The organism is Sulfitobacter sp. SH22, from assembly GCF_965641905.1.
In the GTDB taxonomy this organism is placed as follows: domain Bacteria; phylum Pseudomonadota; class Alphaproteobacteria; order Rhodobacterales; family Rhodobacteraceae; genus Sulfitobacter.
The window spans coordinates 1263706-1285936 of record NZ_OZ282573.1 but is presented as its reverse complement, the minus strand read 5'-3'; the positions used below and the strand labels follow the sequence as shown (position 1 = coordinate 1285936).

Annotated in this window: 17 protein-coding genes and 1 tRNA gene; 11 read left to right on the top strand and 7 right to left on the bottom strand. The window is 58.5% G+C overall.

Going from position 1 to position 22231, the window contains the following annotated elements; all coding sequences use genetic code 11:
- Positions 1 to 29 precede the first annotated feature (29 nt).
- Positions 30 to 1475, top strand: coding sequence for a divergent polysaccharide deacetylase family protein (locus tag ACSQ13_RS08295; RefSeq protein ID WP_295512198.1), 1446 nt, complete (start codon positions 30 to 32; stop codon positions 1473 to 1475).
- A 2-nt stretch (positions 1476 to 1477) separates the two neighbouring features.
- Here ACSQ13_RS08295 and ACSQ13_RS08290 read toward each other — a convergent pair whose 3' ends face one another.
- From ACSQ13_RS08290 to fabI, 6 genes are all read right to left on the bottom strand, one after another.
- On the bottom strand, positions 1478 to 2518 hold the full coding sequence (locus ACSQ13_RS08290) for a succinylglutamate desuccinylase/aspartoacylase family protein (RefSeq protein WP_176249301.1): 1041 nt from the start codon (positions 2516 to 2518) through the stop codon (positions 1478 to 1480).
- A 2-nt stretch (positions 2519 to 2520) separates the two neighbouring features.
- Positions 2521 to 4032 (bottom strand): anthranilate synthase component I, encoded by a 1512-nt coding sequence (gene trpE / locus ACSQ13_RS08285; RefSeq protein ID WP_176249300.1) that lies wholly within the window; start codon positions 4030 to 4032, stop codon positions 2521 to 2523.
- Between the two features lie 12 nt (positions 4033 to 4044).
- Complete coding sequence (locus tag ACSQ13_RS08280; protein WP_295512201.1) at positions 4045 to 5889, bottom strand: peptidyl-prolyl cis-trans isomerase; 1845 nt, start codon at positions 5887 to 5889, stop codon at positions 4045 to 4047.
- Positions 5890 to 5954: 65 nt separating this feature from the next.
- Positions 5955 to 7082: an aminotransferase gene (locus tag ACSQ13_RS08275; RefSeq protein WP_435988247.1), complete on the bottom strand. Its 1128-nt coding sequence runs from the start codon at positions 7080 to 7082 to the stop codon at positions 5955 to 5957.
- Between the two features lie 172 nt (positions 7083 to 7254).
- Complete coding sequence (gpt, locus tag ACSQ13_RS08270) at positions 7255 to 7767, bottom strand: xanthine phosphoribosyltransferase (RefSeq protein ID WP_295512203.1); 513 nt, start codon at positions 7765 to 7767, stop codon at positions 7255 to 7257.
- 4 nt (positions 7768 to 7771) lie between these two features.
- A complete protein-coding gene (gene fabI, locus ACSQ13_RS08265) occupies positions 7772 to 8578 on the bottom strand; it encodes an enoyl-ACP reductase FabI (protein WP_176249296.1) in 807 nt (268 codons plus the stop codon).
- Positions 8579 to 8778: 200 nt separating this feature from the next.
- Between fabI and pdxH the strand changes: the two genes are divergently transcribed.
- From pdxH to ACSQ13_RS08215, 10 genes are all read left to right on the top strand, one after another.
- Positions 8779 to 9393, top strand: a complete 615-nt coding sequence (pdxH, locus tag ACSQ13_RS08260) for a pyridoxamine 5'-phosphate oxidase (RefSeq protein WP_255200131.1) — start codon at positions 8779 to 8781, stop codon at positions 9391 to 9393.
- 67 nt (positions 9394 to 9460) lie between these two features.
- The gene (locus ACSQ13_RS08255) at positions 9461 to 10003 is read left to right on the top strand and encodes a cold-shock protein (RefSeq protein ID WP_295512204.1); all 543 of its coding nucleotides are present in this window, start codon (positions 9461 to 9463) and stop codon (positions 10001 to 10003) included.
- Complete coding sequence (locus tag ACSQ13_RS08250) at positions 9964 to 10470, top strand: DUF192 domain-containing protein (RefSeq protein ID WP_176249293.1); 507 nt, start codon at positions 9964 to 9966, stop codon at positions 10468 to 10470. The genes ACSQ13_RS08255 and ACSQ13_RS08250 overlap by 40 nt, the downstream gene beginning before the upstream one ends.
- 65 nt (positions 10471 to 10535) lie before the next feature.
- A tRNA-Pro gene (locus tag ACSQ13_RS08245) sits at positions 10536 to 10612 on the top strand.
- A 633-nt stretch (positions 10613 to 11245) separates the two neighbouring features.
- Positions 11246 to 14896, top strand: a complete 3651-nt coding sequence (locus ACSQ13_RS08240) for a vitamin B12-dependent ribonucleotide reductase (RefSeq protein WP_295512206.1) — start codon at positions 11246 to 11248, stop codon at positions 14894 to 14896.
- A gap of 784 nt (positions 14897 to 15680) precedes the next feature.
- Complete coding sequence (locus tag ACSQ13_RS08235) at positions 15681 to 18062, top strand: TonB-dependent receptor (protein ID WP_295512207.1); 2382 nt, start codon at positions 15681 to 15683, stop codon at positions 18060 to 18062.
- A 59-nt stretch (positions 18063 to 18121) separates the two neighbouring features.
- Positions 18122 to 18805 (top strand): Fe2+-dependent dioxygenase, encoded by a 684-nt coding sequence (locus ACSQ13_RS08230; RefSeq protein ID WP_176249290.1) that lies wholly within the window; start codon positions 18122 to 18124, stop codon positions 18803 to 18805.
- Between the two features lie 3 nt (positions 18806 to 18808).
- On the top strand, positions 18809 to 19645 hold the full coding sequence (gene exbB / locus ACSQ13_RS08225) for a tonB-system energizer ExbB (protein WP_295512209.1): 837 nt from the start codon (positions 18809 to 18811) through the stop codon (positions 19643 to 19645).
- Between the two features lie 5 nt (positions 19646 to 19650).
- Complete coding sequence (locus ACSQ13_RS08220) at positions 19651 to 20118, top strand: biopolymer transporter ExbD (RefSeq protein WP_295512211.1); 468 nt, start codon at positions 19651 to 19653, stop codon at positions 20116 to 20118.
- Positions 20115 to 20960: an energy transducer TonB gene (locus ACSQ13_RS08215; protein ID WP_176249287.1), complete on the top strand. Its 846-nt coding sequence runs from the start codon at positions 20115 to 20117 to the stop codon at positions 20958 to 20960. Before ACSQ13_RS08220 ends, ACSQ13_RS08215 begins: the two co-directional genes overlap by 4 nt.
- Here the strand turns inward: ACSQ13_RS08215 and ACSQ13_RS08210 are convergent.
- Complete coding sequence (locus tag ACSQ13_RS08210; RefSeq protein WP_295512212.1) at positions 20945 to 22033, bottom strand: alpha-hydroxy acid oxidase; 1089 nt, start codon at positions 22031 to 22033, stop codon at positions 20945 to 20947. The genes ACSQ13_RS08215 and ACSQ13_RS08210 overlap by 16 nt on opposite strands.
- Positions 22034 to 22231 lie beyond the last annotated feature (198 nt).

Here is a 22231-nt window from a genome sequence, read left to right as displayed (position 1 = left end):
CAGGAACAAAAAGCAGGAGTATTTCAATCATGGCACGCGGTTTTCTTGGAGGCATCATCATTGGTGGTGTGTTCAGCATTTTGGTGGCTGGTATCGTGTCTTTCATGGTGCCGATCAGCACGCCACCCAAAATTGCGGATACCGGACCGGCCAAGATCGATACGGGAGAGCCCGCAAGCGTTCCTGCAATCATCCCCGAGATGGATGAAACCCAACCCGTGACAGAGCCGGTTGCGGTGGTCGAAGCTCCGCTGCAAGACAGCGTTGAAGACGTCAAGATCGAGGCCATGATTGCCCCGCTTGCCCAACCCGAGGCGATTCAGGATATCGAAGCGCCAGCGCAAATGACCGAAAGCACAGCACCCGATATTTCCGCGGATGAACCGGTGCTGCAAAACCCGCTGGCGCTTGCCCCGATGGAGCCGCCGGCCCCTGATACCGTCGACATCGTGACCCAGGCAGCCCCCCCCGTGTCAACGGCCCCGTCTGTACCGCCGGTCGAGAAAGTGGTTGTGGAGGAGGCCCCCGTCGCAGAGCCTGTCGAGGCACCGGTAGCAGAGCCCCCAGCCGAGGTTCCCGAGATCAAGACAGTCACTGTCGAGCCAAAAGAAACGCCGGTGCCAACCATCCAAACCCGCCGCGCTTTTGAAACAACAGGCACAGCGATACCGACAGGTGATACCCCGACTGCGGATGACGGCGGCGCACGCGTTACGATCAACCGCTTGCCAACGGCAAGCAGCGGCGGTCAGACCGATGCCGAAGCCGCGCCGTCCATCGGCGCGCGGGCAATTACGCGCTATTCACAACCCTTTGCAAATACTCAGGAAAAACCGTTGATGAGCATTTTGCTGATCGACCAAGGCAGTGATCTTGATGGGGGCGAAGTGGGCATTGCCGCCCTGCGCAGTTTTCCCTATCCGATCAGCTTTGCCGTGGACATGACCCTTGCCGACGCTGCCGAACGTATGGCGATTTACCGCAACGAAGGTTTTGAAGTGATGGCCATGGTTGACCTGCCGGAAGGTGCCATAGCCTCTGATGCAGAAACCACCTTAGCGGTCGCGTTCAGCCGGATGCCCGAAGTTGTGGGCGTGTTGGAAGGGACGGGGGCAGGCTTGCAGCCCAACCGCGACGTCGCGGATCAGGTCACCGCAATTCTTGCGCAAGGCGGCTATGGTTTGGTCAGTCAGGACAAGGGTTTGAACACCATGCCAAAGCTGGCGGTCAAGGAAGGCGTGCCCGCGTCCCCGATCTTCCGCGACTTTGACAGCAAAGACCAGACGCCCACCGTGATCCGCCGTTTTCTGGATCAGGCGGCGTTCAAAGCAGGGATCGAAGGATCGGTGATCATGCTGGGCCGGATGCGCCCCGAGACGATATCGGCCTTGCTGGTCTGGGGGTTGCAGGACCGCGCGAGCCAGGTCGCGCTGGCCCCGATTTCTGCCGTGCTGTTGAATGCAAAAGGCGAATAACGCTAGATAATTTCGTCTTCGTCGAACAGCGGATCGCTTTCGAGCTGTGTGATCATGTCCTCGACCGTGTCGGCCACGGCGCGCGGCAGCAGCTTGGCCAGATGGAACACGGCATCGCCTTCGTTCACCACCGGCAGGATCGCACGGCCGATCAGGATACCGTCAGCAGGGGCGATAATATCTTCTTCGGTTTTGCCGAACGGGTCGGATACCGTGGCCAGCGCGTCGCCTTCCTTGACCGTTTCACCTTCGGCGCGGAAGGTGCGCAGCAGCCCGCCCACGGGGGCGCGCAGCCAGGTTGAACTGGAACAGACATGGGACTGACGGCGCGAGGGGGCGATGCCTTTGGCGGGCAGCATGTCTTCGGCATGCATGACCCGCAAGATACCGGCAACGCCCGCCCGCACAGCCATTTCGTCAAAACGCAACCCTTCGCCCGCCTCGTACAGCAGCACGGGCGTGCCCTTGGCCGATGCAACGGCCCGCAATGATCCGTCGCGCAGCGGCGAGGTCAGAACGACCGGGGCGGCAAAGTTGATCGCCATGCGCCGCGTGACCGGATCGGAGGGCGAAATCCGCACCTGCGGCAGGTTGGTCCGGTGGATCGCGGCTGAGTGCAGGTCGATGCCGAAATCGCAGCGCAAAACCACATCATTGAGGAAAATATGCGCGAGCCGAGACCCCAAAGACCCCGAGGGATGCCCCGGAAAGCAGCGGTTCAGATCGCGGCGGTCGGGCAGGTAGCGTGAGCGGTTGATAAACCCGAAAGAGTTCACCACAGGCACCACCAGCAAGGTGCCGCGCAGGGATTTCAGCTGCGGGGTGCGCAGCAAGCGGCGCACGATCTCGACCCCGATCAGTTCATCGCCATGCACAGCGGCGCTGACGAACATCGTGGGGCCCTCGCGCTTGCCGTGGATCACTTCAAGCGACAGGCCCACAGGCGTGTGATCGGGCAAGATCGAAATCGGCAGGTCGAACTGTGCGCGGGTGCCGGGAGCCACCTTTTGACCCGCGATTTCAAAAGGCACCTGATTGGGCATATTTAGATGTTACCTCGTCCCGAGAACCGCGCCGCATCGGCAGCCGCACGGCGGATGGCGTCGGATTTATGCACGGTTTCCATATATTCCGCCTCGGCATCGCTGTCATAGACAACCCCGCCACCCGCTTGAATATACAGGGTTTTATCCTTGATCACGGCAGTACGCAGGGCGATGCACATGTCCATATCACCGCCCGCACTGAAATAGCCGACACCGCCGCCATAAAGCCCGCGTTTTTCCGGCTCCAGCTCGTCGATGATCTCCATCGCGCGGACCTTGGGGGCACCTGACACGGTGCCCGCAGGCATCCCGGCAAAGAACGCATCCAGCGCGTCCCGGTCGTCGCGCAATTCGCCCACCACGTTGGACACGATGTGCATCACGTGGCTATAGCGTTCGACGATAAATTCTTCGGTGGGGCGCACGGTGCCGATCTTGGCCACACGGCCCACATCGTTGCGGCCCAGATCCAGCAGCATCAAATGCTCGGCCAGTTCTTTTTGGTCGGCCAGCAGATCTGCCTCAAGGGCGCGGTCTTCCTCGGGGGTGGCCCCGCGACGGCGGGTGCCTGCAACGGGGCGAATGGTGATTTCCTTGCCAAAGACGCGGACAAGGATTTCAGGGCTGGCCCCCACAACATGGAAATCGCCAAAATTGAAGTAGAACATGAACGGCGACGGGTTGGTGCGGCGCAGGCTGCGGTACAACGAGAACGGCGGCTGCGAGAAACCCTGCGCCCAGCGTTGCGACGGCACCACCTGAAAGATATCGCCCGCAACGATATATTCGCGGGCCTTTTCGATCGCGGATTTATAGCCCTCGCGGGTGAAATTGCTGACGGGTGCGGATTCTTCATGCGCCTCGCCCAGATCGCGGCTGGTGCCGGGCATGGACCGTTCCAGATCGCGCACGGCATCCATCACACGTTCGCCTGCCTGCGCATAGGCGGCCTTGGCGGATTGGCCGTCGGACACCCAAGCGGGGGACACGATTGTCACCTCACCTTTGACACCGTCCAGCACCGCAATCACCGACGGGCGCAGCATCATCGCATCCGGGAGACCCAGCGTATCGGGGTTCACATTGGGCAGATGTTCAACCAGCCGGATCATGTCATAGCCCAGATAGCCGAACAGACCGGCGGCGGCTTGGGGCAGGTCGGCAGGCAGGTCGATCTTTGATTCAGCGATCAGCCCGCGCAGGGTATCCAGCGGGTTGCCGGCAACATCTTCAAACGCATCCGCATCATAGCGCGCGGCGCGGTTCACGGCCGATGTCGTGCCCTTGCAGCGCCAGATCAGATCAGGTTTCATCCCGATAATCGAATAGCGCCCGCGCACTTCGCCGCCCGTGACAGATTCCAGCACAAAAGCGTTCTGCGCATCTCCCGTCAGCTTGAGCATCAAGGACACAGGCGTATCAAGGTCAGCGGCCAGACGGGTATAGACGATCTGGTTTTTACCCGCCGCATATCCTGCGGCAAAGCTGTCGAAATCAGGGGTCAGGGACATGGGGGGCCTTCTTTAGGGGAAGTTCACATGGACGGCATTCACCGCCTGTTGATCGACCAGCGGAACCGCACGGCGCACCACATCGTCAGAATAGATCGCAAAGATATCCTGACTAAGCTGCTGGCTGAGCTGACCAGCCAATTGCGCCAGAAGTTGCTGGTTTTGCGCGCTTTCCTGCGCGTCTGTCACGCCATCAACCCGCAGGACAATGACAGTATCATCGCCTTGAACCACGCGGATATCACCGGGGGCGGCGTCGAATACGAGTTTCAACATGTCGGACGGGGTGCCGTTGATCACCGCATCGCGGGTCAGGTCGGTCTGTGCTGTTGGGGTCAGCCCCAGGCTTTCGAAATCAGACCCGGCCTCAAGCGCGGTTTTGGCGGTTTCCGCCTGCGCGACAAGCGCCTGGCTGACCTGATCGGCTGTCCAGGCGGCCACAACATCAGCGCGCGCGTCGTCAAACGGATTGGCGCGTTCATCCAATGTGCCGTCCAGACGCATCGCATAAACGCTGCCGTCTTCCAACTGGTCGATCTTGGGGAAATCATCTGCGGTCAGACCCGCGGCGGCCTCGCGGAAACCGGCGTAACCGGCGATGTCTTCGTCACTGTCTTGGGTCCATTCGATCTTGCCAAGGGTCATCTTGGTTTCTTCGGCCAGTTGCTCAAGCGTGGCACCACCGGCAAGCTGATCGTCCAGATCGCGGGCGCGGACTTCGACCTGGCGGATCGCACGGTCGCCTGCAAGATCTTGCTGCAAGGCGGGGCGGGCTTCTTCGAAGGTGGTGTTCAGCGACGGCAAAACACCGTTGATGCGGAACAATGCAGGGCCCAGATTGGTGGGCAGCGGCCCCACGACATCCTCGACTTCGGCGGCAAAGACCGCATCACCAGCGGCCCCCAGATCCTGCTGGGCCACATCGCCCATATCCACATCCTCAAGGGCCAGACCCCGGTCCAGAACCAGTGCTTCAAAGGTTGTGCCATTGACTTCAAGCGCTGCTGCGGCCTGATCGGCGCTTGTCTCGTCGGCAAAAACCAAACGTTCCACCAGGCGGCGTTCGGGCTGGATATATTCGGCGGAACGCTCTTCATAGGCTTGCTGCAAATCAGCGTCGGATACTTCGACTTCGTCCAGCACGTCGCCGGGGGTCAGCAGAATATAGGTGATCGATTTGCTGGCAGGCAGCATAAACTGATCGGTGTTTTCATCATAATAGGTCTGCAATTGCGCATCCGTCGGGGCAGGAACGGGTGCGGCCAGATCGACCTCGTTCAGGGCCGCCCAGGTAAAGCTGCGTTTCGCGCCGACATAATCGACCAACGTCTTGGCAAAAGCATCGGGCATGGCAACGCCGCTGGTGATCGCGTCTTGCAACAAGGTGCGGCCCGCTTCTTCGCGCAACGACACTTCGAACTCGCTCTCGCTCAGCCCGGCCTGCTGAAGCGCAAAGCGGTACCCCTCGCGGTCAAAATCGCCGCTCACACCCTGAAACGCAGGGATTTCGACGATCCGCTGGCGCAGGTTCTCGTCGCCGATGGACAGGCCCATCTGCTCGGCTTCGTTATCCAGCGCGCGCAGGCGGACAAGGCGCTGCAAAACGGCGCGATCCAGACCGATGGCCTGAGCTTGCTGAAAGGGCAGCGTTTCGCCGGTCTGGCTTTCAATACTGCGGATCTGCTGTTGCAGCTCGCGGGCATAGTTATCGACCGAGATTTCCTTGTCCCCGACCTTGCCAACCGTGCGTATATTGCCCGACAGGTTGACCGCGCCAAAGCCGCCAAGGCCAAGGATCAGCAGGCCCATCAATACCCAGACTGCGGTTTTCGTGAGGCTATTGCCTTTGGCTTTCATGATCTTACCCTTTTAGCGCGTTTGAACCTATCTATGCGGTGCGCGGCAGGGGGGCAAGAGGTCCGTTAAAGCCGGGCCATCCTGTCAAACAGCACGGCAATTCCATCCGCATCCAGATTCGCAAAGGCGATCCGCACCTGACACGCGCCACTGGGGTCATCCTGAGGGCAGAACATCGTGCCGGGCAGACACAGAATACTCTGCTCGCGCACCATCCGCCGGGCCAGCTGGTCCGATCTCTCTTCGAAAGGATGCGCAAGATAGGCGAAATACCCGCCAAGCCCCAACAGCGTCCAGCCTTTGGCGTCCAGCTTGGGCATGTTGTCGGTGATCGCCTTGCGCCGCGCGAGGATTTCATCGCGTTCACCCGCCAGCCATTGCGACAGATTTTGCATCCCCCACAAGGCTGCATGCTGGCCGATCTGGCCGGGACAGATGGCGACGGTGTCCAGAAATTTTTCAACCTCGGCCAGCCGTGCAGGGGATGCGATCATCGCGCCGACGCGGTGGCCGGTCAGGCGGTATGCCTTGGAAAAGGAATAAAGATGTATCAGCGTATCTTGCCAGTCCGGATCCTGGAACAGCGCATGAGGCGGGCCTGACCGGCTGTCAAAATCGCGGTAGGTTTCATCCACGATCAGGGCGATGCCATGGGCGCGCGCCAGATCAAAGAACGCCTGAACCAGTTCGGCAGGATATTCGACACCGCCGGGGTTGTTCGGCGTGACAATCGCAATTGCACGGGTCCGGTCCGTAATCAGCGCCGCCGCCTGTTTGGGGTCCGGCAAGAGGTCAGGCCCGGTCTTCAAGGCAACCGCAGTCGCGCCTGACATGTCCAGCCACATTTTATGGTTGAAATACCAAGGGGTTGGCAGGATTACTTCGTCCCCCTCGCTGCACAAGGTTGCGATGGCCGCGGCAAAAGCCTGATTGCATCCGGAGGTGATTGCAGTCTGCGCGGCGTCAATTCGACCCGCGTAATGCGCCGAACTCTGCAACGCCAGCTCGGCCCGCAACTCGGGCAACCCCAGCACGGGACCGTAAAGATGTGCGTCGTCATTTGTCAAAGCGACCTGCGCCATTGCTTCGCGCATCGCTTGCGGGGGCGGATCGACAGGGGCGGCCTGGCTGACATTGATCAACGGCCGGTCTGCCGGGAATTCAACGCCTGCCAACCAGCGGCGGGCCTCCATCACGGGCGGGGCAAAGGTGGAAGCGGTGCGCGTCAACATCGGATGCAGGTTCCTGTGGTCAAGGGCGGATGCCTTCGGCGAGGATATTTAGGAGCCAGAGAAGCGGGACGCAGTGCGCGTCTTCATTCCAAATGGTCTAAAATCCTCGCCGAAGGCATAGAATCTTTCTGGCTCAGTCCTTGCCGCGGTACGGCTCGACATATTGCAGGGCCATGTCCCATGGAAAGAATATCCATGTGTCCTGGCTGACCTCGGTGATGAAAGTATCAACCTGCGGGCGGCCCTTGGGTTTTGCATAGACTGTGGCCAGATGTGCATTTGGATAAAGTTTGCGCACGATTTCAAGGGTTTTACCGGAATCCACCAGATCGTCGATGATCAGGATACCGGTGCCGTCGCCCATCAGCTCGGCATCCGGTGCCTTGAGCACGACGGCGTCGGACTGGTCCTGATGGTCGTAGGATTTGATCGAGATCGTATCAACGGTGCGTATGTCGAGTTCGCGGGCTGCGATCATCGCGGGGGCCATGCCACCGCGTGTGATCGCCACGACGGCGCGCCATGCGCCATCATCGGGGCCCAACCCGTCCAGGCGCCAGGCCAATGCGCGGCTGTCGCGGTGGATCTGGTCCCAGCTGATGTGAAAGCCCTTTTCATGGGGCAGGCGCGAGGGGTCTTTGCTCATCCGTTTATTCCTTTGCCATATCGGGTGCATCGACGGCCTTCATGCCGACCACATGATATCCTGCATCCACATGGAGGTTTTCGCCCGTGGTCCCGGACCCCAGATCGCTGAGCAGGAACAAGGCGGATTTGCCGACGTCATCAATCGTGACATTGCGGCGCAGGGGCGAGTTGTATTCGTTCCATTTCATGATGTAGCGGAAATCGCCGATGCCCGAGGCCGCGAGTGTTTTGATAGGGCCCGCGCTGATGGCATTGACGCGGATGCCGTCCTTGCCAAGGTCTTCGGCCAGATATTTGACCGATGCTTCGAGGGCGGCCTTGGCCACGCCCATGACATTATAATGGGGCATGACTTTTTCAGCGCCATAATAGGTGAGGGTGACGGCGCTGCCGCCTTTGGTCATCATTTTTTCCGCGCGTTGCATCACGGCGGTAAAGGAGTAGACCGAGATGTCCATCGACATTGCGAAATTGCCGCGGCTGGTATCGACATAGCGGCCGCGCAATTCGTTCTTGTCGGAAAAGCCGATGGCATGGACGACAAAGTCGATGCTGTTCCAGCGTTCCTTGATGCCGTCGAACAGCGCGTCAATCGACTCTTCCGAGCCGACATCGCAGGGCAGCACCATATCGCTGCCCAATTGGGCGGCCAAAGGATCAACGCGTTTTTTCAGGGCGTCACCTTGATAGGAAAATGCCAGCTCGGCACCTGCATCTGCAAGGGCGCGCGCGATGCCCCAGGCAATCGACTTGTCATTCGCAAGACCCATGATGAGCCCACGTTTGCCTGCCATCAGGTCATTTGCCATTCTTTTTCCTTCGACTATCTTGTTATGTTGACACTGGTTTATGCCATTGATTGTTTTTCAGCAAGGCTGGGCAAACCGAGACATGCGAGAGCAACCAATACGCGCATTTCATTCTGAGTGCGCGACTTTTCGTTGTTTGGCCGTGTCAAATGTTATACGGGCTTGCTAAGATGCGCTTTGGGGCAGGGGGAGTAGGTTCAGTGGGAGATAGTGACGCGCGTAAAGGCAAGTTTGCGGGGGATAATCCGTTTGAAATTGCACAGCGCTGGTTGGCCGAGGCCACGCAGGCCGAGGTGAACGACCCAAATGCGATTGCTTTGTCGACGGTAGACGCCCAAGGCATGCCAAATGCACGGATGGTCCTGCTCAAGGACATCGAAGACGATGCTTTTGTTTTTTATACGAATTACACCAGCGCTAAGGCGCAAGAGCTTGATCACGCGGGCAAGGCCGCCTTTGTGATGCATTGGAAATCACTGCGCCGTCAGGTGCGGGCGCGGGGACTGATTACCAAGGAAAACGGGCCGAAAGCGGATGAATATTACAAGTCCCGCTCGCTCAAGAGCCGGTTGGGTGCATGGGCGTCGGACCAGTCCAGCCCGCTGAGCAGCCGCGCCGCGTTGATGGCCGAGGTTGCCAAGGTCACCCTGAGGCAGGGCACAGACCCTGACCGCCCGCCGTTCTGGGGGGGCTATCGTTTGGCACCGCTAGAGATCGAATTTTGGGCAGATGGCGAATTTCGGCTGCATGACCGGTTCGTGTGGCGTCGGGCGGATGTTTCATCAGACTGGACTGTAACAAGGTTAAACCCATAATATCATATGGAACAAAGCGCCGGATTATTATGAAGGCGAGCTACACTTAGAATACCAAAGGTTATTTGTGTCAGATTTAGAGCATACCCCAGATATTATTTCGGGAACCGTAAAATGGTTTGATCCTTCCAAGGGGTTCGGATTCGTCATTTCCGATCAGGGCGGGGCAGATATATTGCTGCATGTAAACGTTTTGCGCAATTACGGTCAAAGCTCGATCGCGGATGGTGCGCGGGTTGAATTGAGCGCACATGAAACAAGCCGCGGTGTCCAGGCGACGCAAATTCACGCAATACACCCTCCGGAAACCAGCCAATCCGCTGCCTTGGACGAAATCGTCGGGGTTGATCCCGCGATTGTGGCTGCGGCACCGATTGAACCTGCGCGGGTAAAGTGGTTCGATAAATCCAAAGGGTTCGGCTTTGCCAATGTGTTTGGCAAAAGTGATGATATCTTTTTGCATATCGAAGTGTTGCGCCAGTCTGGTCTGTCCGATCTGCAACCGGGCGAGGCTTTGGCGTTGCGGGTGATCAATGGCGAGCGCGGCAAGATGGCCGCTGAGGTACGTGCATGGGAAACCGTTATTCTAAATTGCGAAAAAGCTATTTAGCACCGCTTTTTGCGGCGCTTTTTGCGCTGAACGCCTGCACAACGGGGCAGGCGGCGGCAGCGGGCTGTTCTGACACGTCTGTCGCGTTACGTGGCGAATGGGGGCAGGCCCGATTCTCGGTCGAGGTTGCCGATGACGCGGCCGAGCGTGCCCAGGGTTTGATGTTTCGAAAATCGATGCCCATGGGTGTGGGGATGTTGTTTGTCTATGACCGCCCGCAAGCGATGAACTTCTGGATGCGCAACACGCTGATTCCTTTGGATCTGTTGTTCATTGATTCCCGTGGTGTCGTGCAGCACATCCATGAAAATGCGGTGCCTTTGGATGAGACCGTAATCTCGGGTGGCGAGAACCTGTTGTCGGTGCTGGAAATAAATGGCGGGCTGGCACGGCGAATGGGCATTAAAACAGGCTCTGAACTGCGCCATCCGGCCTTTAGTGCGCACAACCCGGCATGGCCCTGCTAATTCGGTCGATTTCTGTGAAGTTAGGGCTTTTCAATCAGATCACCTTTGGCTAAGTAAGCCTCAGTCGGGGCGTGGCGCAGCCTGGTAGCGCACCTGTTTTGGGTACAGGGGGTCGGAAGTTCGAATCTTCTCGCCCCGACCACTTTAAGAACCACCACATATAGTGTTCCTGATCTGCTTTATGCAGATCAGAACGCTGTATTTGTGTTTCAGCACTGTCTACATCTTGTCGGGTTACCCAATAATCGGACTTCATCTTGTGTGGTGCAATTCTTTTTCTACTTCATGCTGATTTGCGAATTATCCCCAGAGGGCTGTGAAGCACTGTGTGGATATCTCAAGTGATGGATGAGGGGTTGCCGCTAAACCTTGGGGTTTATTGACTTATCCACACGCGGGCTCGAGGGGCGGCAAAACGGGCAGCTTGTGTATATCGTTGGGTTGAATCACCGCGGGTCCGGTCGCCTCAAGAAATGCCGGTTCGGTCAACCCTGAACTTCGCGAAATTCCAGAATATTTTCGTTGACCCGATAGGCCTCTATACGTCAGTTTGTGTAAATCGACGGTCACGCCACTACATCTAGTGGTAAACGCTAGGCGGCGGACCAATGAGGCAGGACAGGCAAACGCAGCTTCAACGCACGTTTGAACGCTTGGTGCGGGGCAGATTGGTCACGCGCGGGTGCAGTCTCTTTCTCAAGTCGGTGCAGTTGGGGCGGTCTGCAATGTCAGGACCTGTCATTTGAAATTGAGCTGAGCACATGGGGCGACAGATATGAAGATCGAAAGAAAATTCACCACATCCGGGCAAGATGCATATGCAAAGCTGGATTTCGTGAGCACGGTTTCCGAAATTCGCAACCCGGACGGATCGGTTGTTTTTCACCTCGATAACGTCGAAGTCCCCTCGAGCTGGAGCCAGGTCGCCTCTGATGTGATCGCCCAGAAATATTTCCGCAAAGCCGGCGTGCCTTCTGCGACCAAAAAGGTCAAAGAAAAGGGCGTGCCAGAATTCCTGTGGCGCTCGGTTCCTGCCGATGACGCGACCATGGGCGGCGAGACGTCTTCAAAGCAGGTTTTCGACCGTCTGGCAGGCGCATGGGCCTATTGGGGTTGGAAGGGTGGCTATTTCACCACCGAAGAAGACGCCCAAGCCTATTACGACGAAATGCGCCACATTCTGGCGTCCCAGTCCGGTGCCCCGAACAGCCCGCAGTGGTTCAATACCGGTCTGCACTGGGCTTACGGCATCGATGGTCCGGCGCAGGGTCACTATTATGTGGACTACAAAACCGGCAAGCTGACCCGCTCGACATCCTCCTACGAGCACCCGCAGCCCCACGCCTGTTTCATTCAGTCTGTCGCGGATGATCTGGTCGGCGATGGCGGCATCATGGATCTGTGGGTCCGCGAGGCACGCCTGTTCAAATACGGGTCCGGCACAGGCACCAACTTCTCAAGCTTGCGCGGTGCAGGCGAGGGGCTGTCGGGCGGTGGCAAATCGTCTGGCCTGATGGGTTTCCTGAAAATCGGTGACCGCGCTGCCGGTGCGATCAAATCCGGTGGCACCACGCGCCGTGCTGCGAAAATGGTGATCGTCGATGCGGATCACCCCGATATCGAAGACTTCATCAACTGGAAGGTCATCGAAGAGCAAAAAGTGGCGTCCATCGTTGCCGGATCGAAGATGCACGAACGCGAGCTGAACAAGCTGTTCGCGGCGATCAAAGCATGGGACGGCATTCAGGCCGACGCCTATGACCCCGCCAAGAACGAGCAGTTGAAAGCCGCGATCAAGGACGCAAAGAAATGCGCGATCCCCGAGACCTACGTCAAGCGCGTGCTGGATTATGCCAAGCAGGGCCACACCTCGATCGAATTCCCGACCTATGACACCGACTGGGATTCCGAAGCCTATTCGTCGGTTTCCGGCCAGAACTCCAACAACTCGATCCGCGTGACCAACGCCTTCCTGCATGCCGTTGAAAAAGACGCCGATTGGGAATTGCTGGACCGCACCACAGGCCGCGTGTCGAAAACCATCCGTGCCCGCGATTTGTGGGAACAGGTTGGCCACGCCGCATGGGCCTGTGCCGATCCGGGCATCCAGTACCACGACACCGTCAACGAATGGCACACATGCCCCGAAGACGGCGCGATCCGTGGGTCAAACCCTTGTTCCGAATACATGTTCCTTGACGACACGGCCTGTAACCTTGCGTCGATGAACCTTCTGACCTTCCTCAAGGACGGCGAATTCCAGGTCGAAGACTACATGCACGCCTCGCGTTTGTGGACTGTGACACTCGAAATCTCGGTGATGATGGCGCAGTTCCCCTCCAAGGAAATCGCGCAGCGGTCCTATGACTTCCGCACCTTGGGTCTGGGTTATGCGAACATCGGCGGGTTGCTGATGAACATGGGCTATTCCTATGACAGCGACGAAGGCCGCGCCTTGTGTGGTGCCCTGACCGCGATCATGACCGGCGTTTCCTATGCCACATCCGCCGAAATGGCGGGCGAATTGGGGGCCTTCCCGGGCTACAAGAAAAACGCGGCCCACATGCTGCGCGTCATCCGCAACCACCGCAACGCGTCGATGGGCAATGCCGATGGCTACGAAGCGCTGGCGGTCAAGCCGGTGCCTTTGGATCACGCAAACTGCCCGCAGCAAAACCTGCTGGCCATCGCGACATCCACATGGGACGAAGCGCTGCGCCTTGGTGAAAAGCACGGCTATCGCAACGCACAAGTGTCGGTGATTGCCCCCACAGGCACCATCGGTCTGGTGATGGATTGTGACACCACAGGGATCGAACCCGACTTTGCGCTGGTGAAGTTCAAGAAGCTTGCCGGTGGCGGGTATTTCAAGATCATCAACCAGTCGGTTCCGGCGGCCTTGGAAAAGCTGGGCTACGGTTCGGCCCAGATCGAAGAGATCGTCGCCTATGCCGTCGGTCACGGCAGCATCGGCAACGCACCGGGCATCAACCACACCACACTTGTGGGCCATGGCTTTGGCGCGAACGAACTGGCCAAGGTTGACGCGGCGCTGGCGCAGGCCTTTGACATCCGCTTTGTGTTCAACCAGTGGACTTTGGGCGAAGAATTCTGCACCCAAGTCCTTGGTATCCCGGCGGAAATGCTGAATGATCCAACATTCGACCTGCTGAAATCCCTTGGGTTCTCCAAGAAAGATGTCGATGCGGCCAACGACCATGTTTGCGGCACCATGACATTGGAAGGTGCACCGCACCTCAAGGAAGAGCACTACAATATCTTCGATTGCGCCAACCCCTGCGGTAAAAGAGGCAAGCGTTATCTGTCGGTTAACAGCCACATCTACATGATGGCAGCGGCACAGTCGTTCATCTCGGGTGCGATCTCCAAGACGATCAACATGCCGAATGACGCGACAATCGAAGACTGCCAGAAAGCCTATGAACTGTCCTGGTCGCTGGGTGTCAAAGCCAACGCCTTGTACCGTGACGGATCGAAACTGTCGCAGCCTTTGGCATCGGCGCTGGTCGAGGATGATGACGAAGCAGCAGAAACGCTGGAATCGGGCAGCATGCACGAAAAAACCGTGGTTCTGGCCGAAAAGATCGTCGAAAAGGTCATCGTCAAAGAGATCATCAAATCGCACCGCGAAAAGATGCCTCAGCGTCGCAAGGGCTATACCCAAAAGGCCATCGTTGGCGGCCACAAGGTTTATCTGCGCACCGGCGAATATGGCGACGGCAAGCTGGGCGAAATCTTTATCGACATGCACAAGGAAGGTGCGGGTTTCCGCGCGATGATGAACAACTTTGCCATCGCCGTGTCGGTTGGTCTGCAATATGGCGTGCCGCTCGAGGAATTCGTCGATGCCTTCACCTTTACCAAGTTCGAACCCGCAGGCATGGTTCAGGGCAACGACAGCATCAAGAATGCAACGTCGATCCTTGACTATATCTTCCGCGAACTGGCTGTGTCCTATCTGGACCGCACCGATCTGGCGCATGTGAAACCCGAAGGCGCGTCCTTCGACACCATCGGTCGCGGCGAAGAAGAAGGCGTGCGCAACGTGTCCGAGATTTCCGAGAGCGCCGCGACGCGGTCGTTGGAAGTGCTGAAACAGATCAGCTCCACCGGATATCTGCGCAACCGGATGCCGCAGGAACTGGTCTTGATGCAAGGCGGGCACGGCATGGCCGATCTTGCGGTGCTGGACGCCGGAACTACTGCGGTTGCGCAATCGGTGTCCACGTCGATGTCATCGACCACCGCAGTTTCCAGCGGTGCTGTCGGGATCGACGCGCGCACCAAGGCGAAAATGCAGGGCTATGAGGGCGAAGCCTGCGGCGAATGCGGCAATTACACGCTGGTCCGCAACGGCACCTGCATGAAGTGCAACACCTGCGGCGGGACATCCGGCTGTAGCTAAGAAATAGTGACGGTCGGGCGGTTGGTGCCGCTTGTCAGGGGCAAAACCAACCCCGACCGCCACGCCGAATTGAAATTGAATCCGGGGCGGGTGCGCTCGCCCCTGACGCTGACCAAGCCGCAGGCATAAGACAAAACGAGCGGTAAACTAATGAGCATGGTCATGTGAACCTTGGGGTGTCTTTGTGGCACCCCTTTTTCTGTGGCGCATCCAAGAGAGCCCCCGCAGGGCAGCTTTTGCGAAGGGCAGAACGGGGGCCTGCGCGGCTTGGGCAAGTTTGGATCGTGCCAGAGCAGGGACGGCTGGCATTGAATCGGGCCGTGATGGCGTGTTGCTTAACACGTCGGGGTATAGCATCTGATCCTAAATCCCAAATCCCATGGCCGATAAAAGCAATCAGGCCGATGCCAATCTGACAGGTGGCATGAAGCTTTGCATCAGGTGCAGGGGATAGGCACGCTGGACATCGGCCGAGAACTTTATCGGGTACCAAGCTTCCACTGGAATCTCCAACCTTTGATCTGCATTCAGCGGTCTGGGCGGGGTGAGTGCCCGTAAACCATCAAAAAATCAAAGAAAAGGCCTTTACTTACTAAAACAGTCGGATTAAGCGTTCCCGCCTAAAGCAAGCGAACCTCTCTATGAGCAGCCAGCGTAAAAGTTGAACATTCATAGCGAGGGACCAATGCGTCGAATTCCTGAAAATAGCGTTTGCTCGGGCAAACCCCAAAGAAACTCTGCCCTTATTATCGGGGGCTTTGGGGCTTCCTTGGCAATGGCCTGTATGACGACAGGTGCGTCCGCGCAGGACACCGATCTGATCATTCTGCCCACGGTCGAGGTGGAAACCACCGAAGAAGCGCGCCCGGTACGCAAACCTGCAAAATCCAAGCCTGCACCGCGCCGCGCTGCGAAACCGCGCGTGGCAGCACCTGCGGTCTGCACGCCAGCATTGGCCGGAACGGCGGTATGCGCCCCGCAAGAAGCGGCAGAGCGCGAAGCACAGGAACTGGCAGCAGCCACAGCCCTTGCCGCGGCAAAAGCGGCGGCGGGTGGAAGTAGCTATGCAGATCCGAATTCCCCGTTCAAAGCCAATAGCCTTGCAAACAGCCGGATGCCCGGCCCGCTGAAAGACACCCCTCGGACTGTGACGGCCATCACCCAGGAAGTTCTGGAAACCACCGGTACGACCAGCGTCCGAGAGATCGCCCGTTCGACGCCGGGGATATCGCTTGGGTTCGGCGAAGGCGGCAATTCTTTCGGGGACAACATTTATATCCGCGGGTTCAAGGCCAATAACGACGTCTATACCGATGGCGTTCGTAGCCCGGGCACCGGCGTCGCCGAGACATTCAACACCGAACAGGTCGAAGTCACCAAAGGGCCGGCGGGGACTGTCGGTGGGCGGGGGACCACAGGTGGTGCGCTCGATATCATTTCCAAAAGCCCTCAGGACATTGATTTCACACGCATCGTCACGACCGTCACCGACGCATCGACCGTGCGCCAAACCATCGACACCAACAAGGTGATCAATGACCGCGTTCAGCTGCGGTTCAACGGGCTGTTGCAAGACGGTGCCGTGGCGGGGCGTGATGTTGTGACCGACGACCGCGAAGGTGCTGCAATGGCGGTGCGTTTCAAGGCGACCGAGGCGCTGATACTGGAAGGGAACCTGAGCTACACCAAGATCGAGCAAACACCCGATTGGGGGGTGCCGTTTGTGAACAATGCCGATCTGGGTGTGGTGGGTCCGGTGACGGAATACGGGGTCGACCGTACCACATTCTATGGTGTTCCGGGGCGCGATTTCCAGACCGTCGAAGAAACGGTGGGTACGGCAAAGGCGCAATATTCCTTTGGCAACGGTTTGACGCTTACCAACACCTTGCGGCTGTCGAAATCCACGAATGATTATGTCCTGACCGCACCCAGCCGTTTGATCGACAACGATTCCGCCAATCCGGAGGACTGGCAGGTCGGGCTGAGCTTCAAAAGCTGGAATCAGGAAACCGATGTGATCGCCAATGTGCTTGAGCTGGCAGGCGAAAGGTATTTCGGCGGGGCAAATCACAAGTTTGTCTTTGGTCTGGCCGCATCGCGCGAAGAGATCGAAAAACGGAGCTATTCAAACCTGAGCAGTGAAGACTATCTGCCGCCCTCAGGTCAGAACGGCTGCACCGTCGACGCAATTAACCCTGACCCCATCGCAGAGGGCTGCTGGAGCGGCGAGCAACCGCAACTGGGCACGGATGTCACAGCGACCACGGTCAAAACCACCTCGCTTTATGCGCTCGACACGGTCACCTTGTCGGACCGGCTGAAGGTAAACGGCGGCGTGCGGGTGGATATCTATGATATCGAACGGTCGGGCATCAGCGGCGGGACAGCTTATACCCTTGCCCGCGACGACGTCATGTTCAACTGGAACCTTGGCACGACATACGCCCTCAGCGACCGGCTGAATGTCTATGGGGCGGCGGCAACCTCGACCAATCCGGCCGGACAAGAGCTGGAAGCGGGCGGTGGTTTTTACGGCGGCCTTGATACCAACGGCTCGGGGTTGGCACCGGAAAAAAACACCTCGCTCGAACTGGGGGCCAAGTTCAGCTTCTCGCCTGATCTGTTGCTGACGGCGGCGCTTTATCAAACGACCAAGGACAATGCCCGCGAAGATATCGGACCGCGCGGGGCGACTGTAACCTCTGATACGTTGAAATACCGTATCCGCGGCCTCGAACTGGGGGTTGCTGGCAAAGTGAATGACCGGCTTAGCCTGTTTGGCGGTGCGAATTTCATGAACAGCAAAATTCTGGAGAGCGCAGACAGTGACAATGTCGGTCTGTCGGTGGCGAATGTTGCCCATGAACAGATCAACATTCTTGCGACGTATCAGGTCACCGACAAGCTGATGCTGGGCGGGCGTGTCAACTATCAGGGCGCGATTGATCTGGGCAGCACGGCTGCAAATGGCCGGTCCCTGCCGGATGCCTGGACCTTCGATCTTTTGGGTGAATACGAAGTTGCCGATAATGCCACGCTCAAGATGGGCATCACCAATGTCGCAGACACGATCGTCTATGACGCTGCCTACCGTTCGGGAACACCCTTCACCTATGTCGCACCTGGCCGTGAAATTTCGGTCTCGTACGAAATGAAATTCTAATCCGAAAACCATCACTGCGGGCAGCTTTCGGGTTGCCCGCACCGACCAGAGGTTCTGCCATGCTAATCACGATCCCCTCCGTCCTGAGCAAAGATGAGGTCAATCAGGTGCGCGCGCATCTGGATGCCGCCGATTGGGAAGACGGATCAACCACCGCCGGCCCGCAATCCATCGAGGTGAAGCGGAACCAGCAGTTGCCAGCCGCATCGGATGCCGCCCAGACCCTGGGCAAGTTCATTCTGCAAAAACTGACGGCAGACCCGCTGTTTATTTCTGCCGCACTGCCGGCCCGCATTTTGCCGCCCATGTTCAACAAATACGAGCAGGCGGAAACCTTTGGGTCGCACATCGACAACGCGATCCGGGTCAACCCGCTGACCCAGGAACGTCTGCGCACTGATCTGTCGATGACCCTGTTTCTAAGCGCGCCCGAGGACTATGACGGCGGCGAGCTTGTGATCGAGGACCATTACGGCACGCAAACGGTGAAACTGCCCGCCGGGGATATGATCCTGTATCCGGCGACAAGCCTGCATGAGGTGACACCCGTTACCCGTGGCGCGCGGGTTTCGTCGTTTTTTTGGCTGCAAAGCATGATCAGGTCCGACGCGCATCGCCGGATCTTGTTCGATCTGGATCAATCCATTCAGTCGCTCAGCACAACAATCGGATCAAACGCCACCGAAACGGTCCGGCTGACCGGCATTTATCACAACCTTATTCGCACATGGGCAGAGACCTGAGACATGAAATATTCCCCGATTTCCGCCGTTATTTTCATTGGGATCGCCGCCGCTGGTCCGGCAGCCGCGTTTGATCTTGAAACCTTCACAACGATGCTTGAGGACGCGGGCCACAACGAGATGTCGCCCCTTGGCATGTTCATGGCGGCTGACTGGGTGGTGAAAGGCGTCATGCTGTCGCTGCTTTTCGCCTCTGCCTTGGTTTGGGTGATCTTTGCGGCCAAAATCATGATCCTGCGGTGGGAACGTGGCGTGCTGCGCCGCCGCTACCGTGACTTGGACCGGTCAGGAACGTTGCTTGCCGCGCAAGAAAAATTTGCGCGCAAACAGGGGGTTGTCGGGCAGATGGTGCGCGCCGCACAACGCGAGCGGGCCTGTTCGGGCGAGGGGGCCGCGATGAAAGCGGGCATCAAGGAAAGGGTCGGTTCCGAGATTTCGCGGATCGAGGCAGGAGCCGCACGGCGTATGAGCCTTGGCGCGGGGGTTTTGGCCAATGTCGGGTCAACCGCGCCGTTTGTCGGATTGTTCGGCACGGTCTGGGGGATCATGAACAGCTTTATCTCCATTTCAGAAAGCAACACGACCAATCTGGCCATCGTCGCACCGGGTATCGCCGAGGCATTGCTGGCCACCGCCATCGGGCTTGTTGCCGCTATTCCCGCCGTGATTTTTTACAACATTCTGGCGCGTGGCATGGGGGGCTACAAGGTCATGCTGGCGGATGCCGGTGCGCTTGTTGAACGCACCCTGTCGCGCGATCTTGATCTGGCCACCAAGGACGAAAGCGCAAAGCCGCGTCAGCCCCGGCTGGCATCAGTTTCAGTACCAGCGGCGGAGTAATCGACATGGCTTCCCGGCTTCGCGCTGACGATGATGGTGATCTGAGCGAAAACAGCGAGATCAACGTCACACCCTTTATCGACGTCATGCTGGTTCTGCTGATCATCTTCATGATCGCAGCGCCGCTTTCCACGGTCGATATTCCGGTTGAATTGCCCGTGGCGGTTGCCGATGCTCCGGTGCGGTCGGCGGATCCGGTGTTTATCACCATCACCGAAGATCTGGCCCTGTCGGTCGGAGAGACCAGCACCACCCATGACAGGCTGTTTATCGACGTTGGCATTGCAACGCTGCAAAAACGTGACACGCGCATTTACATTCGCGCCGACAAATCAGTGCCTTACGGCGAATTTATCCGGGTCATGAATGTCCTTCGGGCCGATGGTTTTCTGAAAGTCGGTCTGGTCGGGCTGGATGAAAACGTCGCCCAAACCCCCGATGCGGACGGGGCGTTAGCGGCAGATCAACCATGAGCCTGACCTATACGACGCGCAGCACAAAGCCGGTCTTCTGGCTGGGTGCCATCGCATTCAGCGCCGCTTTGCACATCGGATTTCCGGCGCAAATCCTGAGCAAGACACCCGAGCCCGAGCTGGATGAAACCCAGCCCGAAGGCATCACGGGTGCGATCATGTTTGATCTGTCGGATATCATCGCGGCCCCGTCCGCCTTGGAGGAGGACAGCCTCGCCCAAGAGGAAAGCCAGCAGGCCCCGACCGTGACCGAAAGCCCCGAGGTGGTTGAGGCAGCGCAGGCCGCCGAACAGCCTATCCTGAGCCAAATCCCCTATGATGTCGAAGATGAAAGCCTGAAATTCGGCGTTGCCGCGCCGGAGCCCGAAGCCGAAACGGAAAATCTTGCCGAAGAGATCGCCACCGAGCATGACCCCGACCAGATCGACGCGGAAAGTCAGGTCGGGGCCGAGGACCGCGCAGCCTCCGAGCAGTCGGTCGCAGGGGTGCAGGCCGAAACCGAGGCAGACAGTGCCGAAGCGGCGAGCGAAGGCTTGACCGCCAAGCAGACCGAGGCAATTCGCGACTGGCAAAAGAGCATTGTGTTGTTGATCAGCGGGGCCAAGACCTATCCGGCAAAAGCACGCAGTGCCCGCATCGAAGGGGAGGTCCAGATCCGTTTTACCCTTGATCGCTATGGGGTGCTGGTGTCGACGGAAGTGGCGCAATCTTCGGGGTCGCCGATCCTTGATGGCGCAGCGGTCAGGACGGTCGAGCAGTTGGAAAAGATGCCGACACCGCCCAATTACCTAGTTGGTGATCAATTCACCCTGATGATCCCGCTGCGTTACAGCTTTAGGTGAACCATATCCGGCGTGATGTCGTCGATGCTGGCGCATCCGCACAGCAGCATGGAAACCTCCAATTCGTCGCGCAGCAGGCGCAACACATGGCTGACGCCCAGTTCACCTGCAACGGCAAGACCGCACACCACAGGGCGGCCGATCAAAACGGCCTTTGCCCCCAAGGCAAGAGCGACGAAAATATCGACACCGCGGCGGATGCCGCCATCCATAAGCACAGGATAGTCCGGCCCGACCCGTTCGACGATTGTCGGCAGCACGTCGAGGGTCGCAGGGGCCCTGTCCAGGACACGCCCGCCGTGGTTCGATACAATCACGCCAGCGGCCCCGATGGAGACCGCGCGGGCGGCATCCTCGGGGTGCAGGATGCCTTTCAATAGAACCGGCACCTGCACCGTTTCAACAAGCCAGGCGACATCGTCCCAATTTGGCAAATGATGCGCGATGCGGTCGAAAATAAACGATTGCCCTTCGTCTGGTGCGGTGAAACGGGGCGGGGCGAACCGCGCTAAATTCACCGCGCTCATGTCAGGCGGCAATTGAAAACCGGCCTCTATCTCGCGGTCCCGAACGCCTTGCACTGGTGCATCGATGGTCAAGACAAGCGTGCCGAACCCCGCCGCCAAGGCCATTTCCGCCAGCTCAAGCGTGGCCTGCCGGCTGCCCATCCAGTAAAGCTGGAACCAGTCGCAGCCTTGCGCAGCCGCTTGCACATTGGTCAACTCCACACTGCTTTGCGCGCTGAGGATCATCTTGATCGACTGTGCCCCGGCACCCTGGGCCGTTGCGATCTCACCCGAAGGGTGCAGCAACCGGTGATAGGCAAAGGGCGCAATCAGAAGGGGTGCCGCAAGCCGTTGGCCTAACACTGAGGTCGCCGTTGATCCGCCGCCCATTTCGCGCAGCGGCCGTGGCGTGATGCGTGCGCGAACAAAGGCCTCTTCATTCGCCAACAACGTTTCTTCGCCGCCGGCACCGGACAGGAAATATGCGCGGTTTTCCGAACTCATGCTGTCACGGGCACGGTTATAATAGTCGTTCAACGTGCGAGGGAGCTGGTCAGGTTCAAGCATATTACAGTTCATTGTGTTATTTCGAGTGCACCCGCCGAACCAGCTTTGCAAGCTTGCAAAGCTGACGCCGCATCATTCGGTTTGACTGTACCTACCGCATACAATGGAAGGATCAAAGCCGCTGTGGGGCGTTAGGGGCTACCCGCTGCGTGATCCTTGCAACTGCGGTTTGGGGGGCTGGTGAACGCTTTGTGTGAT

Bases quoted from the DNA above. Each gene is read 5' to 3' on its own strand.
- ACSQ13_RS08250 (WP_176249293.1), top strand. From the start codon at position 9,964: ATGGGAAACCGTTATTCTAAATTGCGAAAAAGCTATTTAGCACCGCTT.
- gpt (WP_295512203.1), bottom strand. From the start codon at position 7,767: ATGAGCAAAGACCCCTCGCGCCTGCCCCATGAAAAGGGCTTTCACATC.
- ACSQ13_RS08220 (WP_295512211.1), top strand. From the start codon at position 19,651: ATGGCTTCCCGGCTTCGCGCTGACGATGATGGTGATCTGAGCGAAAAC.
- ACSQ13_RS08240 (WP_295512206.1), top strand. From the start codon at position 11,246: ATGAAGATCGAAAGAAAATTCACCACATCCGGGCAAGATGCATATGCA.
- ACSQ13_RS08230 (WP_176249290.1), top strand. From the start codon at position 18,122: ATGCTAATCACGATCCCCTCCGTCCTGAGCAAAGATGAGGTCAATCAG.
- ACSQ13_RS08235 (WP_295512207.1), top strand. From the start codon at position 15,681: ATGACGACAGGTGCGTCCGCGCAGGACACCGATCTGATCATTCTGCCC.
- exbB (WP_295512209.1), top strand. From the start codon at position 18,809: ATGAAATATTCCCCGATTTCCGCCGTTATTTTCATTGGGATCGCCGCC.
- ACSQ13_RS08275 (WP_435988247.1), bottom strand. From the start codon at position 7,082: ATGGAGGCCCGCCGCTGGTTGGCAGGCGTTGAATTCCCGGCAGACCGG.
- ACSQ13_RS08295 (WP_295512198.1), top strand. From the start codon at position 30: ATGGCACGCGGTTTTCTTGGAGGCATCATCATTGGTGGTGTGTTCAGC.
- ACSQ13_RS08210 (WP_295512212.1), bottom strand. From the start codon at position 22,033: ATGCTTGAACCTGACCAGCTCCCTCGCACGTTGAACGACTATTATAAC.
- trpE (WP_176249300.1), bottom strand. From the start codon at position 4,032: ATGTCCCTGACCCCTGATTTCGACAGCTTTGCCGCAGGATATGCGGCG.
- ACSQ13_RS08215 (WP_176249287.1), top strand. From the start codon at position 20,115: ATGAGCCTGACCTATACGACGCGCAGCACAAAGCCGGTCTTCTGGCTG.
- fabI (WP_176249296.1), bottom strand. From the start codon at position 8,578: ATGGCAAATGACCTGATGGCAGGCAAACGTGGGCTCATCATGGGTCTT.
- ACSQ13_RS08290 (WP_176249301.1), bottom strand. From the start codon at position 2,518: ATGCCCAATCAGGTGCCTTTTGAAATCGCGGGTCAAAAGGTGGCTCCC.
- ACSQ13_RS08280 (WP_295512201.1), bottom strand. From the start codon at position 5,889: ATGAAAGCCAAAGGCAATAGCCTCACGAAAACCGCAGTCTGGGTATTG.